Annotated in this window: 21 protein-coding genes; 10 read left to right on the plus strand and 11 right to left on the minus strand. The window is 60.1% G+C overall.

Features of this window, described 5'->3' with window-relative positions:
* Window positions 1–21 precede the first annotated feature (21 nt).
* On the minus strand, window positions 22–1014 hold the full coding sequence (gene add, locus AC22G1_RS19155; RefSeq protein ID WP_487314771.1) for an adenosine deaminase: 993 nt from the start codon (window positions 1012–1014) through the stop codon (window positions 22–24).
* A 52-nt stretch (window positions 1015–1066) separates the two neighbouring features.
* Between add and AC22G1_RS19160 the strand changes: the two genes are divergently transcribed.
* Both AC22G1_RS19160 and epmA read left to right on the plus strand, forming a co-directional pair.
* Window positions 1067–1861 carry an RMD1 family protein gene (locus tag AC22G1_RS19160; RefSeq protein WP_050659563.1) on the plus strand — a complete coding sequence of 265 codons (795 nt, stop codon included), beginning with the start codon at window positions 1067–1069 and terminating at the stop codon, window positions 1859–1861.
* Window positions 1862–1898: 37 nt separating this feature from the next.
* Window positions 1899–2879, plus strand: a complete 981-nt coding sequence (gene epmA, locus AC22G1_RS19165) for an EF-P lysine aminoacylase EpmA (RefSeq protein WP_487314772.1) — start codon at window positions 1899–1901, stop codon at window positions 2877–2879.
* Between the two features lie 11 nt (window positions 2880–2890).
* Here epmA and ytfK read toward each other — a convergent pair whose 3' ends face one another.
* The 3 genes from ytfK to AC22G1_RS19180 all read right to left on the minus strand — a co-directional run bounded on the left by ytfK (window position 2891) and on the right by AC22G1_RS19180 (window position 5084).
* Window positions 2891–3094: a stringent response modulator YtfK gene (gene ytfK, locus AC22G1_RS19170; protein ID WP_050659561.1), complete on the minus strand. Its 204-nt coding sequence runs from the start codon at window positions 3092–3094 to the stop codon at window positions 2891–2893.
* 118 nt (window positions 3095–3212) lie between these two features.
* The gene (locus AC22G1_RS19175) at window positions 3213–4550 is read right to left on the minus strand and encodes a DNA recombination protein RmuC (RefSeq protein WP_487314773.1); all 1338 of its coding nucleotides are present in this window, start codon (window positions 4548–4550) and stop codon (window positions 3213–3215) included.
* A gap of 3 nt (window positions 4551–4553) precedes the next feature.
* The gene (locus AC22G1_RS19180) at window positions 4554–5084 is read right to left on the minus strand and encodes a dihydrofolate reductase family protein (protein WP_487314774.1); all 531 of its coding nucleotides are present in this window, start codon (window positions 5082–5084) and stop codon (window positions 4554–4556) included.
* Window positions 5085–5349: 265 nt separating this feature from the next.
* Between AC22G1_RS19180 and AC22G1_RS19185 the strand changes: the two genes are divergently transcribed.
* The 4 genes from AC22G1_RS19185 to AC22G1_RS19200 all read left to right on the plus strand — a co-directional run bounded on the left by AC22G1_RS19185 (window position 5350) and on the right by AC22G1_RS19200 (window position 7285).
* The gene (locus tag AC22G1_RS19185; RefSeq protein ID WP_487314775.1) at window positions 5350–5598 is read left to right on the plus strand and encodes a GlsB/YeaQ/YmgE family stress response membrane protein; all 249 of its coding nucleotides are present in this window, start codon (window positions 5350–5352) and stop codon (window positions 5596–5598) included.
* A 109-nt stretch (window positions 5599–5707) separates the two neighbouring features.
* Complete coding sequence (locus tag AC22G1_RS19190; RefSeq protein ID WP_148049857.1) at window positions 5708–5902, plus strand: hypothetical protein; 195 nt, start codon at window positions 5708–5710, stop codon at window positions 5900–5902.
* 55 nt (window positions 5903–5957) lie between these two features.
* Complete coding sequence (locus AC22G1_RS19195; RefSeq protein ID WP_487314776.1) at window positions 5958–6527, plus strand: YjaG family protein; 570 nt, start codon at window positions 5958–5960, stop codon at window positions 6525–6527.
* A gap of 158 nt (window positions 6528–6685) precedes the next feature.
* Window positions 6686–7285 carry a YhgN family NAAT transporter gene (locus tag AC22G1_RS19200; protein WP_417357625.1) on the plus strand — a complete coding sequence of 200 codons (600 nt, stop codon included), beginning with the start codon at window positions 6686–6688 and terminating at the stop codon, window positions 7283–7285.
* A 4-nt stretch (window positions 7286–7289) separates the two neighbouring features.
* Here the strand turns inward: AC22G1_RS19200 and AC22G1_RS19205 are convergent, their stop codons facing one another.
* Complete coding sequence (locus tag AC22G1_RS19205; protein WP_487314777.1) at window positions 7290–7538, minus strand: DUF1145 domain-containing protein; 249 nt, start codon at window positions 7536–7538, stop codon at window positions 7290–7292.
* A complete protein-coding gene (gene rsmD / locus AC22G1_RS19210; RefSeq protein ID WP_487314778.1) occupies window positions 7538–8113 on the minus strand; it encodes a 16S rRNA (guanine(966)-N(2))-methyltransferase RsmD in 576 nt (191 codons plus the stop codon). The genes AC22G1_RS19205 and rsmD overlap by 1 nt, the downstream gene beginning before the upstream one ends.
* A gap of 70 nt (window positions 8114–8183) precedes the next feature.
* Here rsmD and ftsY point away from each other — a divergent pair, with 70 nt between their 5' ends.
* The 4 genes from ftsY (at window position 8184) to rpoH (ending at window position 12159) form a co-directional block, all read left to right on the plus strand.
* On the plus strand, window positions 8184–9578 hold the full coding sequence (ftsY, locus tag AC22G1_RS19215) for a signal recognition particle-docking protein FtsY (RefSeq protein WP_487316755.1): 1395 nt from the start codon (window positions 8184–8186) through the stop codon (window positions 9576–9578).
* Entirely contained in the window at window positions 9575–10249 is a 675-nt protein-coding gene (gene ftsE, locus AC22G1_RS19220; RefSeq protein ID WP_050659552.1) for a cell division ATP-binding protein FtsE, read from the plus strand. The genes ftsY and ftsE overlap by 4 nt, the downstream gene beginning before the upstream one ends.
* Window positions 10246–11226: a permease-like cell division protein FtsX gene (gene ftsX, locus AC22G1_RS19225; RefSeq protein ID WP_050659551.1), complete on the plus strand. Its 981-nt coding sequence runs from the start codon at window positions 10246–10248 to the stop codon at window positions 11224–11226. The genes ftsE and ftsX overlap by 4 nt, the downstream gene beginning before the upstream one ends.
* Before the next feature lie 81 nt (window positions 11227–11307).
* Complete coding sequence (rpoH, locus tag AC22G1_RS19230; protein WP_487314779.1) at window positions 11308–12159, plus strand: RNA polymerase sigma factor RpoH; 852 nt, start codon at window positions 11308–11310, stop codon at window positions 12157–12159.
* A 35-nt stretch (window positions 12160–12194) separates the two neighbouring features.
* Here rpoH and AC22G1_RS19235 read toward each other — a convergent pair whose 3' ends face one another.
* The 5 genes from AC22G1_RS19235 to gpmM are packed head-to-tail and all read right to left on the minus strand — an operon-like array spanning window position 12195 to window position 17198.
* On the minus strand, window positions 12195–12572 hold the full coding sequence (locus tag AC22G1_RS19235; RefSeq protein ID WP_487314780.1) for an acetyl-CoA sensor PanZ family protein: 378 nt from the start codon (window positions 12570–12572) through the stop codon (window positions 12195–12197).
* An 11-nt stretch (window positions 12573–12583) separates the two neighbouring features.
* Complete coding sequence (locus AC22G1_RS19240; RefSeq protein ID WP_487314781.1) at window positions 12584–13315, minus strand: divergent polysaccharide deacetylase family protein; 732 nt, start codon at window positions 13313–13315, stop codon at window positions 12584–12586.
* 14 nt (window positions 13316–13329) lie between these two features.
* Entirely contained in the window at window positions 13330–14538 is a 1209-nt protein-coding gene (locus AC22G1_RS19245) for a S41 family peptidase (RefSeq protein ID WP_487314782.1), read from the minus strand.
* A 15-nt stretch (window positions 14539–14553) separates the two neighbouring features.
* Entirely contained in the window at window positions 14554–15675 is a 1122-nt protein-coding gene (locus AC22G1_RS19250) for a murein hydrolase activator EnvC family protein (protein ID WP_487314783.1), read from the minus strand.
* Window positions 15672–17198: a 2,3-bisphosphoglycerate-independent phosphoglycerate mutase gene (gpmM, locus tag AC22G1_RS19255; RefSeq protein ID WP_487314784.1), complete on the minus strand. Its 1527-nt coding sequence runs from the start codon at window positions 17196–17198 to the stop codon at window positions 15672–15674. Before gpmM ends, AC22G1_RS19250 begins: the two co-directional genes overlap by 4 nt.
* Window positions 17199–17217 lie beyond the last annotated feature (19 nt).

Raw genomic sequence — 17217 nt, forward strand, 5'->3', positions numbered from 1 at the left:
AGGGGCCAACCGGCCCCTTCTTTATTTAGTGGCGATAAGCGCCTTTTTCTCGGCTTCGCTCAAAAAGCTCATGGCCAGGCCATGGCGCTGGCAGGCCTGTATTTGCGCAAGGCTCAAGCCCGCTTTAGGAGCCGCCACCTCATACTCGTGATCCAATTCCACGGCGCTGACCCCAGGGTCATCGGTGTTCAGGCTGACCTTGATACCGCTCGCCAGGAAGGTGGTAATGGGGTGCACCGCGTAGCTTGCCACGGTGGAGGTGTGAATGTTGGAGGTAAGACAAGACTCGATACCAATATGGTGCTCGGCAAGGTAGGCCAGCAGTTTCGGGTCTTGCACCGCTTTTACGCCATGGCCGATGCGCACCGCGCCAAGCTCCCGGATGGCGTGCCACACCGACTCCGGCCCCGCCGCTTCACCGGCGTGAACCGTGACCTTGAGCCCGGCATCTTGCACCTGGCGAAAGTGCGGTTCAAAAAGGGGGCCAGGGAAGCCCAACTCGTCACCAGCTAAATCCACAGCCACCAACTGGTCGCGGTGAGCCAAAATAGCGTCTAGTTCGCGCTGGCACTGCGCGGTGCCAAAGGTGCGGCTCATAATGCCAATCAGGTTGGTTTTAACGCCAAAGTCGCTGCTGCCGGCGGCAACGCCTGCGGCTACGGCTTCTACCACCGCGTTGGGGTCGAGGTTATGGCTCATGGCCATATACCAGGGGCTAAAGCGCAGCTCGGTGTAGTCAATGCCCACCTTGGCGGCGTCTTCGACGTTCTCGTAAGCCACCCGGTAACAGGCATCCACATCGCCCAGCACCTTGACCATCCAGTCCAGCTTGGCCAAAAAGGCCACCAGGCTCGGCTCGTTTTCAATCACATGCACATACGGCTTCATGCCCGCTTCGTCCTGGGCGGGCAACTGCACGTTAAAACGCCTGGCCAACTCCACTATGGTGCCAAGGCGGACGTTGCCATCCAGGTGCCGGTGGATATCCACCAGGGGAAAAGTCTTATCAATCATCACGGATATCCGCTTATGCTTGTGGATAGCCACAGTGTAACGGATGCCTTTTATGAGCCACAGCGCTTGCTTTAGCTATTGTCTGGGTGATCGCTTCGATCTGGATGTTTTATCGCCAAAACTGGCCACCATCGGCCAGGTTCAGCGGCTGCGCGACGCCTTCTTGGTGAAAATGCGCCAAGGCGAATGCGTGGTATTCCATTACGGGGTACTGGTCTGCTGGGGTATCGAAGAAGACAACGCCCTGGCCCTTTGTAAAGAGCTGGGCCCGGCGGTGGAAGGGCCGATCCGTGCCACCCGCGACGAAATCAGCTTCGCCGGCAACCCCCAGCTTGACCGCCTGACCATCAAGCATGACCACTTCCAGTTCCCTGAAGACGACCCACTCCATAAATTGGCAGTCAGCCACGCCCTGGCGCAGTCGGTCAAACTGGAGGCCTTTGAAGAGCAGGTTGCCGCCACCATCAAGGAGACTTCGCCCATCCCGGAAACCTTGGCCAGCAAGGGTAAGATCCGCCTGCCCCGGCGCAAGCTGGCGGTACTGCGCGGGCGGCTCTATCTCGCCAAGAGCCAGGTCAACCTGCACTTTGATTTGCTGGATAAGCCCGATTTCTTCTGGGACCACCCGGAGCTTGACCCCTATTACAACCTGACCCGCGCCAACCAGGAGCTGGACAGCCGCCTGGAGATCCTCAACAAGCGCCTGGAAGTGATTGGCGAGCTGCTGGAGATCCTCGCCGACGAAGAGCACCACAAGCATTCGAGCTTCCTGGAGTGGATTGTCATTTGGCTTATCAGCAGCGAGATCCTCATCTTTATCTTCCACGACTACCTTGGCTGGATTTGATGCGCTATCTTGTGCGCCCCTTCCTGGAGCCCCGGCAATGTTAGACACTCAGTGGCAACCCCAATGCACCCTTGACGCCCTCAAGCGCCGGGCCCGGCTGTTCGCCGATATCCGCGCCTTCTTTGCCGCCCGTGAGGTCTTGGAAGTGGACACGCCGATATTGTCCCAGGGCAGCATTTCCGACCCCCACATCGAGGTGATGACCACCACCTACACCGGCCCCCTGGCCCCCAAGGGCCAGACCCTTTACCTGCAAACCTCGCCGGAATTTGCCATGAAGCGGCTGTTGGCCGCAGGCGCGGGCTCCATTTATCAGCTGGGTAAGGTGTTTCGTAACGAAGAAGCGGGCAGCCGCCACAACAGCGAGTTCTGCATGCTCGAGTGGTATCGGTTGGGGATGGACCACCACCAGCTGATGGCTGAAATTGCCGAGCTGCTGGTGGCGGTAGCCGGCATCGACGCCGGCAGCATTGAAAAGGTCAGCTATCTGGCAGCCTTTGAACGTACCTTGGGCATCAACCCCCACACCGCCAGCCTGGAAATGCTGCAACAGCTGGCCCAGCAGCACGCCCATTACGGCGAGGCCGAGACCGACCGCGACACCCTGCTGAACCTCCTGGTGAGCTTTGTTATCGAGCCCAGCCTCGGCCAACAGGGCCCAAGCTTTTTATATGACTACCCCGCCAGCCAAGCGGCATTGGCTCGCACCGCAACCGACGATGAAGGCCATCAGGTTGCCTGCCGCTTCGAGCTTTTTATCAAGGGAGTGGAACTGGCCAACGGCTATTTCGAGCTGACCGATGCCGCCGAGCAGCGCCGGCGCTTGCTGGCCGATGGAGAAACGCGCCGCCAGTTGGGGCGGCCCTATAACAATCCCGACTTGCGCCTGGCCGATGCCCTGGCCGCAGGGCTGCCGGAATGCGCCGGGGTGGCGCTGGGGGTAGACCGGTTACTGATGGTGATTTTGGGCGCCAGCAACATCAGCCAGGTGATGCCCTTTACCCTGGCCAGGGCCTGAATTGGCCCCGCTCAGGCGGGGCTTCGCAAGCTGGTGATGTGGCGGTTCACTTCCGCCACTACCCGCAACTTTTCGGTGCTGGGGCGCCCCGGCGGCAGCATTCGGCCACGCTGAAAACGAAAAGCGCCCACACCCTTAATCCAGATAACCCCTTCAAAAAAGGCAGCGACGTGTTTGGCAACTTGCTTGACATGGTATTGGGGAAACCTACGCACAACTCGCTCCTCCCAGCAAAGACGGCCAAAGCCTAACGGCCCTAGATGACAGTCTTATGGACCGCGTCAAATCGGCCCGGTTCAGCGCATTTTTGGTAAATGTGGCCTTGGTCAGTTTTTAGTTATCCAAAGCCCTGGCCCGCTGGCGCAGATCCTCTGGCAGGGTTTTCTTCGGCTCCACCCCCAACTCCAGCAGCATTTCGGTTTGCCGCACCAGGTTGCCCTTGCCGGCCGACAGCTTGCCAATGGCTTCGCTATAGCGTTTTTGGGTGTTGTCGAGGGCGGCGCCAACCCGTTCTAAGTCTTCGACAAAACCAACGAATTTCTCGTACAAGGCTGCGGCGCGGCCAGCTATTTCTTGAGCGTTGCGCGACTGCTGCTCGTAGCTCCACACCCTTTTGATGGTGCGCAGCACCACCAGCAGGTTGGTGGGGCTGACCATCAGGATGTTTTTTTGCAGCGCCTCGGTAAAGAGGCTTTGGTCGGCCTCCATGGCGGCAAAAAAAGCACTCTCAATGGGAATAAACATCAACACGTAATCCAGGGCGTTTACGCCGCTGAGCCGCTCGTAATCCTTGCCGCCGAGGCTTCGGATATGCTGGCGAAGAGCCTGCACGTGGGTGCGCAGGGCCGCTTCTTTTTCCAGCTCGTCTTCGGCGCTGAAGTAGCGCTCATAAGCCACCAGCGACACCTTGGAGTCGATGATGATGTCTTTGTCGTCCGGCAGGTGCACCACCACATCGGGGATAAAGCGCTCGCCCGCTTCGTCTTTGAGGGCCACCTGCACATCAAACTCGTGGCCCTTGCGCAGCCCCGACTCTTCCAGCACCCGGTTCAGCACCATCTCGCCCCAGTTGCCCTGGAGCTTTTTGTCCCCTTTAAGGGCGCGGGTGAGGTTGCTGGCTTCCTCGCTCATCTGCCGGTTCAGCTCCTTGAGAGCCTTGAGCTCGTTCATCAGCCCCTGGCGCTGCAGGCGCTCGTTGTCATAAACGGTGTCGACCTTCTTGTGAAAGTCCCCCAGTTGCTGGCGAAGGGGCGCCAGCAGGTTTTGCAGGCTATCGTTGTTTTGCTTGGAAAAGGCCTCGGCTTTTTGCTCGAAAATGCGCTGGGCCAGGTTCTGAAATTGCTCGGACAAACGCTGCTCGGCGTTTTGCAAGGTGGCGAGCTTCTCCTGGGCGGCCTTTTGCTGCTCTTCGAGCCGGGCCTGCAATTCGGCGCGGTGCTGCTGGCTACGGGCCAGCTCCAGGCGGGTTTCTTCAAGGGTGTCGAGCTGGGCGTCGCGCTCGGCCTGCAACACCTCCAGCCGCTCAGACTGGGCCTCATAACGACTTTGCAGGCTGCCAAGGGCCAAGTTGCTGGCATGGAGGGCGCGCCGGCTTTGCCAAAAAGCCAGGGCCAGCAGCAGCGCCAAAGCCCCCAGGGTCAGGGTGGCAGCCAGCCATTGGGTCTCGGTCATGGGTCAGTCCTGCTTGTGATAATGAAGTTGCACCAGGCCACTATCGAAGGTCTTGATACCGGCCAGCTGCCATTGCTGCTGGCGGCCGGTGGGTAAAAAGAGCGGTATGCCCTCCCCCAGCGTCACCGGGATCAGTGACAGGATAACCTCGTCCACCAAGCCGGCGTCCAGGAATCCTTTGAGGGTCTGGCCACCGCCCACCAGCCACAACTGGCGATGCTGGCCTTCAAGACCTTGCAGCAGCTCAGCGGCGCTGCCGGTAAAGGGGCTCACCGGGCCGCTTTGCAGCTTGTCGGTGCTGGTTAGCACATAAACCGATTTGCCTTCATAGGGCCAAGCGCCAAGCGTTAGCACCTCTTCATAGGTGTTTCGCCCCATGATAAGGCCGTCGACACCGGCGACAAAGGCGCTATAGCCGTAGTCTTCGCCGGGGGTTTCCACCTGGGCCAGCCATTCCAGCTGGCCTTTGGGGCCGGCTATGTAACCATCGAGACTGATGGCGATATACAGGGTCACGACAGGGCGGGTAGACATCTTTGCTATGCTCCGTGCATCAATGGCTAATTTGCTGTTTTATTTTAGATTTTTCTGGCCGCTGCCCCACAAAGCGCGGTGTTGCGGCCATGGCGGCTTTGGGCCAATCACCAGCCGCCTTTTTACATGAATAGGCGCGACTTTCCAGAGCACCTCCTAGATGCCCGCCAGATCGCCAAGTGGCTGAACAGGCCGTGCCCGCAGCTTGCCTTAGGCAAAATAGTTGAGTTAACTCATTACCTTACCCTAAAGGACAGGAGCAAAAATGGGGATCGTTACCTGGATCATTCTCGGCCTGGTGGCCGGCGTCCTGGCCAAGTGGCTCATGCCTGGCCGCGACGGTGGTGGCTGCGTAATAACGGTACTGCTGGGTGTGGCCGGCGCCTTTGTGGGCGGCTGGATAGGCACCTTTTTGGGCTTTGGCCCGGCAACCGGTTTTAACCTCGGCAGCATCTTCACCGCTGTGGTGGGCGCCCTGGTATTGCTGGCCATTTATCGCGGCATCAAACGGTGAGCCATTAAAGGCGGCAACAACTCAATAACAGAACTTCCCTTGCGCCAGCGCAAAAAAAGGCCAGTACAAAGTAAGGACAATGGCGGCACCCAAAGAGGAGGTACTGCCCATGAAAAACTGGCTTCAACGGTTGAAACTCGATTACTTTGAAACCCTGACCCTGCTGTCCATGAGCTTTGTGCTGCTGGTAGTGGCGGTGCTGGAGGCCTCGGTTGCTGCCTGGCTGCCTTTGGCAGTGATTTTTGCCATCAGCGCTTGCTGGTTCGGCTACCAACACCTATTGCGCCGCGGCCGAGCTCATTGACGACAAGGCATCATTCAGCGGCTACAATGGTCGGCGACTTTCAAGAGCCGTGCCCATGGAAAAACAATTAGAGCAACTGACGCCCCAGGCCCAACGGGCCTTTGCCGCCGCCCTGGCCCAACGGATGATGCCCAATTTCATCCTGTTCGCCGAGCTTACCGAGCAATCGGAAGCTGGCCACGCCCTGCAATCCGCCCTGGATACGGTCTGGGAAAAACTGCTGACCCCCAAAGCCAAAATCAACTTTGAAAAGCAGCAGCTCAAGCTCGAAGAGCTAGAACCACAGCCCGACGACCATGACTTTTTCGGCGTTTACCCGGCGCTGGACACCTACATGGCGGTGCTGGCGGTGCTGGCAGCGATGCAGGACAAAGACGAACAACCGGCGCTGGATGTCAGCCGCCTGTCCCGTGGCTCGGTGCAGTTTTATTTGAATATCCAGGCCGAAACCACCCTCGACTACAGCCAGTTGGACCAAGAACCGCTGTGGCTTGAAGAGCGCGATTTTCAGGATCAACTGCTGGCGCTGCTGACCGATGACCCCGACGAGGACAGCTTCCGCCAGGCCCGGCAGCTGGGCCGTAACGACGGCATCTCCAACCTCGGCATCGCCCTGGAAGAATAAAAGAGGTTCAAGCCGCTCCGGCGGCTTACCTTTGTCCCGCCCCGCCCTTAAAAATTTTCTATGTCGCTTTAACCACAGTCTGCGCAGATAGGGACGCAATTTCGGCCGCTTTCATTTACCATCTTGGTCAGCCCCCAGCCTTGCAGACCCTGAATTACATGGACTTTTTCGCCGCCGCCGTCACCCTCTTTCTGATCATGGACCCCCTTGGCAACATGCCGGTGTTTATCTCCATCCTCAAACACCTGCCCCCCAAGCGGCGCCGCATCATCTTGATCCGCGAGTTGTGCCTGGCCCTTATCATCATGCTGGTGTTCCTGTTCGGTGGCGACACGGTGCTGCATTTCATGGGGCTCAAGCAGGAATCGGTGTCCATTGCCGGCGGTATCATCCTGTTTCTTATCGCCATCAAGATGATCTTCCCAAGCCCGGGCGGCCTGACCGGCCTTGCCGTGGGTGAAGAACCCTTCCTGGTGCCCATGGCCATACCGCTGATGGCCGGCCCCTCCATCCTGGCGTCGCTGATCTTGATGTCCAACCAGGTTCCCAACCAGTTGGGGCTGTTGACCCTGGCCCTGGTCGGCGCCTGGGCGGTCAACGCCGCAATACTGCTGTGCTCGGAAGTGCTGATGAAGGTGCTGGGTGAACGTGGCCTCACCGCCATGGAACGGCTGATGGGCATGATTTTGGTGATGATTTCCGTGCAGATGCTGCTCGATGGCATAGCCCACTATCTGGACAAACCGATAGCGGGCTAACGGCTTACTTACCCAGTAAGTCCTTTTTCATGGCAGCCATGGCAATACTGCCAAACACAAAGAGGTTGAACTTGGCCTTGCCATCGAGGGTGATGGCCTTGTTGACCAGGGCCACCAGCACGGCGTGCAGCACGGTGACTACCGCCAGCACAATGTAAAACAAGGTGTTCAGGGGCGCCTCAAAGGGGTGAACCAGGTTGATAAAGCACACCGCCCAGACCACCAGCATCATCAGCTTTTTAACCATCAGCATTATTCAGTTACCTCTCGTTGAAACAGTTTGGCCTGCACTTGGCCGGCATTGAGTTCGCGGTGCAGCCGCCAGTTGGATGGCCAGGTAAAATCGAGCCCTTTCTCCACTTCCACATAGACCCAGGCGCCATCACTTAACCAGCCACCGGATTCCAGCAGGGCCAGGGTCGGGGCCGCCAGTTGCTTGCCAAAGGGCGGGTCGATAAACACCAAGTCGGCCGGCTCGGCCGGGGTCTTGGCCAGCCAATCCAGCACGTCGGCCTGCACCACGCGCCCGGCTTTGGCGTCCAGGCGCGCCAGGTTATCGGCCAGTTGGCGGGCGGCGTTTTTATCTTTTTCCACCAGCACTAGGCTGGCGGCGTGCCGGGACAGGGCCTCAAAACCTAAGGCGCCGGCGCCGGCAAAACAGTCCAGCACCTTGGCGCCCTGGGTCTGGCCTTGCAGCCAGTTAAAGAGGGTTTCTTTGACCCTGTCGGTGGTGGGCCTTAGCCCTTCAAGATCCTGCACCGGTAGCTTGCGTCCCCGGTAAAGGCCGGAAATGATGCGAATTTGTCCGCTATTGCCTTTGACTGCCATGGCGGTTCTTTGCCCTCCGGGTTAGACTAACGCCTTTAAAAATCCCGCTATTCTAGCCGCCAGACTGCAGATTGCCATGAGCAAAAAGAAAGGTTTCCTGTCTTGGATGGGCTTTGGCCGTAACAAAGCCGAAGTCGTCGAGGATGAAAACAAGACCCCCGAAACACCCGTCCCCTCCCCCGAGGAACAGCCCGAGGCCGAGCTGGCCAGCGCCGAAACCCTGACCCTTGAGGTGGAAGCCGCCCTGCCCGAACAACCGGTGCCAGAGCCTGAAGCCGAAGCCGAAGCCGAAGCCGAAGCCGAAGCCGAAGCCGAAGCCGAAGCCGAAGCCGAAGCCGAAGCCGAAGCCGAAGCCGAAGCCGAAGCCGAAGCCGAAGCCGAAGCCGAAGCCGAAGCCGAAGCCGAAGCCGAAGCCGAAGCCGAAGCCGAAGCCGAAGCCGAAGCCGAAGCCGAAGCCGAAGCCGAACAGGATGCTGCGCCAGCTGTAGAGGAAATCAAGGCCGATTTGGCTACCCAGGCAGCCGCTGTCCATGCCGGCCGGGAAAAACCAGGCTTTTTTGCCCGCCTGCGCCAGGGCCTCAAACGGACCCGCGAAAATATCGGCGCCGGCTTCCTGGCCATCTTCCGTGGCAAGAAAATCGACGACGAGCTGTTTGAAGAACTGGAAACCCAGCTGCTGATGGCCGACGTGGGTGTCGAAACCACCGGCCGCCTTATCGAGCGGCTGACCCGCCAGGCCAACCTTGGCCAGCTCAAGGACGGCGAAGCCCTCTATGAACTGCTTAAGCAGGAAATGCAGGCATTGCTGGAGCCGGTCTCCAAACCGCTGGTGCTGGACCACAAACCCCATGTCATTTTGATGGTGGGCGTGAATGGTGTGGGTAAAACCACCACCATCGGCAAACTGGCCCGCCAGTTCAAAGACCAGGGCAAATCGGTGATGCTGGCCGCTGGCGACACCTTCCGCGCCGCCGCTGTTGAGCAGCTGCAGGTGTGGGGTGAGCGCAACAATATCCCGGTGATCGCCCAGCATACCGGCGCCGATTCAGCCTCTGTGGTGTTTGACGCCCTGCAGGCCGCCCAGGCTCGCGGCGCCGATGTGTTGATTGCCGATACCGCCGGGCGCCTGCAAAACAAGGCGCACCTGATGGAAGAGCTCAAGAAAATCGTCCGGGTAATGAAAAAACTGGACCCGGAGGCGCCTCACGAAGTGATGCTGACCCTGGACGCCGGCACCGGCCAAAACGCCCTGAGCCAAGCCAAGCTGTTTAGCGAAGCGGTGGGCCTGACCGGCATCAGCCTCACCAAGCTGGACGGCACCGCCAAAGGCGGGGTTATCTTTGCCATCGCCGACAAATTTGGTATTCCTATCCGTTACATAGGTGTGGGTGAAGGCATCGAGGACCTGCGTACGTTCAACGCCAAGGACTTCGTAGACGCCCTCTTCGGAACAGAGGAAAAATGATCCGCTTCGAGCAGGTTTCAAAGGCCTACGCGGGCGGCGCTCAGGCGCTGCAAAACGTGAATTTCCACCTGGCAAAGGGGGAGATGGCCTTTTTGACCGGCCATTCGGGCGCAGGGAAAAGTACCCTGCTCCGTCTTATTACCCTGCAGGAAAGGCCATCGGCCGGCCGGGTCAGTATCAACGGCCACGACATCAGCCGCCTTAAATCGTCCCAGATCCCTTATGTGCGCCGCGATATCGGCATCATTTTTCAGGATCACCGGCTACTGATGGATAAAACCGTGTTCGAAAACGTCGCCCTGCCGCTGATTGTGGTGGGGTTCAGCGCCGGGGAAGTGCGTAAAAGGGTACAAACAGCCCTGGGCTGGGTGGGCCTGGCCGACAAAGCCAACTGTTTCCCCATCCAGCTTTCCGGCGGGGAGCAGCAGCGGGTCGGTATTGCCCGCGCCGTGGTCAACAAGCCGCCGCTGCTGCTGGCGGACGAACCCACCGGTAACCTGGACCCGAAGCTGTCCATGGATATCCTGCGCCTTTTTGAAGACCTCAACAGCCTGGGCATTTCGGTGCTGGTGGCCACCCATGACCTGGGCCTTATCGCCCGGATGCGCCACCACACCTTTACCCTTAAAAATGGCCGCATGCTGGGCGACTCCTTGGGAGGCGGCGCATGAGTCTGCTGTTTGAAAACCGCACCGCCGCGGCCAGCGCCGCCCGGCCTGGCTTTTTAAGCCGCCTGGCCATGTATTTTGTGCGCCATGCCCAGCAGGCCACCGGCAGCCTGGGCGAGCTTTGGCGCACGCCGCTGGCCAGCCTGCTTACCATCGCGGTACTGGGCTTTTCCCTGACCCTGCCCGGCACCTTTTATGTGCTGCTGAAAAACATAGAATCGGTGTCCAGCCAGTTCCAGAAGGCCTCCGAAATCACCTTGCTGCTCAAGGACTCGGTGAGCACCGATGACGCCGCCAAAGCCGCTACCCGCATCGGCCTGTACCCGGAAGTGGCCAAGGCCAAACTCATTACCCGCGACGAAGCCCTGACCGAGTTTCGCGCCAAAAGCGGCTTTGGCGAAGCCCTCGACTACCTGGACAGCAACCCGCTGCCCAATGTCATCGTGGTGGAGCCCACCGAGCGCAACTCCAGCCCCCAGGCCGCCAAGGCACTGTTGGACAAGCTCCGTGGCGAGCGGGAAGTGGAGCAAGGCCGGCTCGATCTCGATTGGCTGAAGCGCCTCGACGCCCTGGTGTCCATGGCCCGCGACGGGGTGTCTTTGGTGGCGCTGCTGCTGTTGGTGACCATGGTGCTGGTGGTGGGCAACACCATCCGGCTGATGATTGAGCACCGGCGCGATAGCATCAACGTGATGAAGATGGTGGGCGCCACCGACGCCTTTGTGCGCCGCCCCTTCCTTTATACCGGCCTGTGGTACGGCCTGGCGGCAGGCTGCCTGTCGCTGCTGCTGGTGACTTTGGGGGTATTGTGGCTGGAACAGAGTGTTGCCCGGGTGGTGGACCTTTACGGCTCTCAGTTCCGCCTCAACGGCCTGGACGGCAGCGAAATGCTGGCGGTCTTGGGGTTGTCGGTGCTGCTGGGGCTCAGCGGCGCCTATCTGGCGGTCTGGCGACACCTCAAAGCCATGGAACCGGCTTGATCCCGACGAAACTTTTTCTTAGAGTGGGACTCTTAGATGTGGTTTTTTGTGATCCATGTCGATTTTTTCTGAGGGAGTGAGATGACTGACCATCTGCAATCCATGGCCTTAACCGTTCCTGCCAGTGGCAGCCTTGAGGCTTATGTCCACTCGGTGAACAGCATGCCAATGCTGAGCGCCGAGGAAGAGCGTGCCCTGGCAACCCGCCTCCAGGAAGAAGGTGACCTGCAGGCGGCTAAACAGTTGATCATGTCCCATCTGCGCTTTGTGGTGCATGTGGCCCGCAGCTATTCCGGCTACGGCCTGCCCCAGGCAGACCTCATCCAGGAAGGCAACATCGGCCTGATGAAAGCGGTAAAACGCTTCGACCCGGGTGTCGGTGTGCGCCTGGTGTCTTTTGCCGTGCACTGGATCAAAGCGGAGATCCACGAATACGTTCTGAAAAACTGGCGTATCGTCAAAATCGCCACCACCAAGGCTCAGCGCAAGCTGTTCTTCAACCTGCGTTCCAAGAAAAAACGCCTGGGTTGGTTCAGCCATGACGAAGTGCAGATGGTGGCCCAAGAGCTGGGCGTCAGCGCCGCTGAAGTGCGCGAGATGGAAGCAAGAATGAGCTCGCCCGACCAAGCCTTTGACTTGGCCAATGACGATGACGATGACAGCTACGCCCCGGTGCATTTTCTGGAAGACAACGCCTCTGACGTTGCCCAGGCAGTGGAAGAAGAGCAGTGGGAAGCCGCTTCCCATGCCCGCCTTGGCCATGCCCTGAGCGCCCTGGACGATCGCAGCCGCGATATCCTGCAGCGCCGCTGGCTCACCGACGACAAAGCCACTCTGCAAGAACTGGCCGACCAATACCAAGTGTCTGCCGAGCGGGTACGGCAGCTTGAGAAGAACGCCCTGGCCAAACTCAAGGGCGCGATGCTCAACTAAAAAAGCCGGCGAAAGCCGGCTTTTTTAATGGGGTTTTACAGGGTGATGCGCCACTGGTTATCGTCCACGGCGGCAAAGCCCTGGGCCAGCAGGAAGTCTCCCACCATGGCTCGGTTCTCTACCGGGTAGTCGCTGGCCAGCGCCCTGACTTCAGTCAGCCCCAGCTCACGGGCCCTTTCCAGGGCTTTTTGCAGCAGGTATTTACCCACACCGCGGCGGCGGGTCTCGCTGCGCACCCCAAGGTTGACGATACGGTCGCCGTCCAGGCGCAGCGCGGCGATATGGCGGTCGTTGAAGGTGGCGATAAACCAGAAAGGGGCCTGAAGATCGGCCGGCAGGTGGCCGTAGAGCTTACCCAGGTCGATTTCCATCTGCGCCGAAACCGGCGGATTGTCATGGATAGTCAAACGCATTGTGAAGGTCCTTAACCTCTGTTTGGCGTGATTTTACCAGAAGTTGCCACCCTGACCTTGGGCATCAGTGCCGAAACCGGTACCAGCTCGGCGCCATGAAGCTCCGTTAGGGCTTGGCGCAAAAAAGCCAGGGTAGTGGCATGGGGGTGGGCAATAACCACCACCTGGCCGTCCCGTTTGGCCAGCCGCAGCGCCCGCTGCCACTGGTGTTGCAGATCCCGGGCGCTGTTATCCAGAAAAACATTGCGGGCTACCGCCGGCACACCGGCCGCTTCGGCAGCGGCCAGGGCCTGGGATTTGGCGGTGGTGCGGGAATCGACAAAATACAGATGCCGGCCGGCCAGCAGCGCCATCAGCCAATCCATGCGCTGGCGATCTTCGGTGAGCATCGAGCCCATATGGTTGTTGACCCCCTTGGCCTCGGGCACCGCCTTGAGGGCGCTCTCAAGGATGGCGGCCATCTGCTGCTCGTCCTGGTGCACGGTCAAGGTGCCCGCTTCCAGCGGCTGTCTGGTGGACAGCGGCTCCATGGGCAAATGCAACATCACCGGCTGGCGCGCCCGGGCGGCCAGGGCCGCGCCATAAGGGGTGTGAGGCAGTACGCTCAGGGTAACGGCGGTCGGCAGCATCAGCGCTTGGCTGTCGTGCTTGTTGTAACCGATGTCATCGACAATCACGGCGATCTTGGGCTGGGCCAGGGCCAGCAAGGGCAACAGCCCAAACAGCAGGGCGATAAGGCGCACGGTGTTCCTTGTTGTTATTTGAGATGGTTATTGTCGAGGTAGCTGGTAGCTTCCCACAGCAAGGCATCGTCTGCCCAGTTTCCTTCCACCGTGGTTTCGGCCTTGCGGGTCAGAGGGTAGTGGCTTTTCAGCAGGGACCGGGCCTTGGCGTCGGCCAGTATGGTGCCGGCCTTGATATCCGGGGTAATGCCTTTGCCCTGAATGGACACGCCGCTGGGCGTGAGGTACTTGGCAGTGGTGATTTTCAAGGCCCGCTCGCCGTCGCCCAGGGGAATAAGGCTTTGCACGCTGCCCTTACCGAAGCTCTGCACCCCCAGCACCTTGGCCCGGCCATTGTCTTTGAGGGCTCCGGCCAGGATCTCCGCCGCCGAAGCTGAGTCTTTGTCCAGCAGCACCAGCAACGGCAGTTTTTCAAAAGGGTCGCCGGGTTTGGCCTCAAAGGACTGGTTGGCGTAACTGGCGCGGCCATGGGTACTGACGATAGTGCCTTTACTCAGGAAAAGGTCTGCCACGTCCACCGCCGCCGGGAACACCCCGCCGGGGTTGCCCCTCATGTCGATGATAACGCTCTGGGGCCGGGCCGATTTGATGGCCTTGCTCACCTCAAGGGGCGTTGAATACTGGAACTGGCTGATCCTCAGCCACAGCCGGTGGTGGTCCAGGGGGTAGCTGGTCACCGAGTCTACCTGCACGTCGGCCGGGGCAATGGCAAACCGCAGCTGGTGGCTGTTGCGGCTAACCAGCAGCTTGACCTTATCTTGCGGGGCGCCGCGCAACGCGTGGGCCAGGGCTTTAAGGGATTTTCCCTCCACATCCTGGCCGTTGATGGCCAGCACCCTGTCACCGGCCTTGATACCGGCCTTGGCCGCCGGCGAGTCTTTGATGGGCGCGGTCACGATCAGGTGTTTTTGGGCGTCAAAATCCACTTCCAGGCCCAGGCCCGAGTAATGGCCATCGGCCATTTCCTGCAGCTCGCGGATATCGTCGCCTTCAAGGTATTTGGAGTAGTCGTCGAGGGAGGAGACCAGCCCTTTGAGGGCGGTGTCGGCCAGGCGGTCTTCATCAACCGGGTCGACATAATATTGGCTGATCTGAGCCAGGGTCTCGCTAAAGAGGCGGTTGGGGTTAAGAGGCCCTTGTCCCATCTGGCCGGCCAAGGCGAGACCTGCTGCCGTCAACAGGCTGCCGGTCACCATACCGCCCAGCCAAGACACCTTGGACATGCAAACCTCCTTGGATTAACGACACCATTTGGCGGGGTCTTGGGCCTTGCCCTGGTGGCGTATCTCGAAGTATAGCCCCGGGTCACTCTGGCCCCCGGAGCGGCCCACCAGGGCGATTTGCTCGCCTTGGGCCACTTCGTCACCCACCCCTTTGAGCAGCGCCTGGTTCTGGCCGTAAAGGCTCATGTAACCGTCGCCGTGCTGCACCACCATCAGCAAACCATAACCGCGCACCCAGTTGGCGTAAACCACCACGCCACCGGCCACAGCCCGGACCTTGCTGCCTTCACTGGCATTGATGATCACGCCGCGCCATTCAACCCCGGCCGCCCTTTGGCTGCCGAACAGCTTTTGTACCTTGCCGTCCACCGGCCAGGAGAGCTTGCCCTGCTGGCCCTTGAGGGTCTGTTTGCCGGCCGCCACCCGCGCCTTGCGCTCGGCCTCGCGTATGGCGTCGTTCAGCGCCTTGCGGTCGGCCACCATTTGCTCCAGTTCGCTGGACTGGCTTTGAATTTGGCCACTGAGCTGCTTGATGGTGCCCTGGCGCTGGTCTTTTTGCTCGCTAAGGCTGGCCTGGCGGGCCTCGGCCTGGGCCTTAAGGTCGGCCAGCCGGGCCAGGGCCTGGTCCAACTGGGCCTGGGTGGCTTCAAGCTCGGTGCGGGTGTCTTTGAGGGATTCCAGCTCGTCCATGCGCACGCCGTTAAAGCGTTGGTAGTAGGCCATCATCCGCTCCAGATCCGACAACGACTGGAGGTTGAGCATCATCTTGAGGTAATCGTCCTGGCCGGCGGCGTAGGCCGCCCGCAGCTGCTTAACCAGCAGCGCCTGCTGCTGGCGCGACTTGTCCCTGAGCGCGTCCAATTGCCCGGCCAGGGCCTGGCGTTTGTCGTTTTGCTCAGCCTGCTGGTCGTTGATGCGAGAGAGCTGGGCGCTGAGATTGCCTATCTCGGTGTCGATCTTCTTGAGGGCGTTTTGCAGGTTGCTGCGCTGCGCCTTTTGCTGCTCCAGCAATTGGCGGGTCTTGGCGATTTCCTTATCCACCGCCTTGAGTTTGTTCTGGTCGTTGTCAGCCGCCAAACAGCCAAAGGCGGCCACCTGGGCCGCCATTATCAGCAGGGCGATAGCCGCTTTGATCATTCAACAATAAACAGCGGTTTGCCGGTCATCTCGGCGGGTACATCCATGCCTATCAAGGTCAGCATGGTCGGCGCGATATCCGACAGCACCCCGCCCTCAACCGCCCTGGCCTTGCGGCCAAAGTAAATCAGCGGCACCGGATCGGAGGTGTGGGCAGTGTGGGGCTGGCCGGAGGCCGGGTCCGCCATTTGCTCGGCGTTGCCGTGGTCGGCGGTGATAAGGCACTCGCCGCCGACTTTTTCCAGCGCCGATACCACCCGGCCAATGCAGTGGTCTACCGCTTCACAGGCTTTGACGGCGGCCTCAAAGATACCGGTGTGGCCAACCATGTCGCCGTTGGGGTAGTTGCAGATGATGACGTCAAAATCGCCGGACTCGATGGCGCCTACCAGCTTGTCGGTGAGCTCAGTGGAGTTCATCTCAGGCTGCAGATCGTAGGTAGCCACTTTGGGCGAGGGAATGAGAATGCGCTCTTCGCCGGGGAAGGTCTGCTCGACACCGCCATTAAAGAAGAAGGTGACGTGGGCGTATTTTTCGGTCTCGGAGATGCGCAGCTGGGTTTTGTCGTGCTTGGCCAGCCATTCCCCCAGGGTGTTGCTCAGAGATTCCGGCGGATAGGCGCAGCTGGCGGGGATGTCGGCCGCGTATTGGGTCAGCATCACAAAGTCGCCCAGGGCCGGGCGCTGCTGGCGGGCAAAGCCGGTGAAATCGTCCTGAACAAAGGCGCGGGTGATCTCCCGGGCCCGGTCGGCGCGAAAATTCATAAAGATAAGGGCGTCGCCGTCTTCAATGGCCACCGGGGCACCGATGTGGGTGGCTTTGACAAACTCGTCGGTCTCGCCGCGCTGGTAGGCCTGCTCAAGGCCGGCAACGGCGTCGTCTACGGTGAAGGCGCCTTCGCCCTTGGCAATAAGGTTGTAGGCGGCTTCAACGCGGTCCCAGCGGTTGTCACGGTCCATGGCAAAGTAGCGGCCCACCAGGCTGACCAGGCGGCCCTTGCCCAGCTCGGCAAACTTGGCGTTCACCGCTTCGATGGAGGCTTTGGCGCTCTTGGGCGGGGTATCGCGGCCGTCGAGGAAGGCGTGCAGGTAGACCTTGTCAGCCCCTTGTTTTACTGCCAGTTCCATCATCGCCAGGAGGTGGTCTTCATGACTGTGCACGCCGCCCGGCGAGAGCAGGCCCATGATGTGCACCGCTTTGCCTTGGCTGACAGCCTTATCTACCGCGCCGCACAGGGCCGGGTTGGTAAAGAAGGTGCCTTCATCAATTTCTTTGCCGATGCGGGTGAGCTCTTGGTAAACCACACGGCCAGCACCCAGGTTGACATGGCCCACCTCGGAGTTGCCCATCTGCCCGGCCGGCAGGCCTACATCCAGGCCGGAGCCGGAGATCAGCGAATGGGGCCGTTCGGCCCACAGCGCGTCGAGGTTGGGGGTTTTGGCGGCCAGAACGGCGTTGTTTTCCGCCTCTTCCCGGTAGCCCCAGCCGTCCATGATGATCAGTACCAGCGGTTTCTTAGCCATGACATCACCCACATCAAAG

The organism is Gallaecimonas zhanjiangensis (assembly GCF_057624825.1).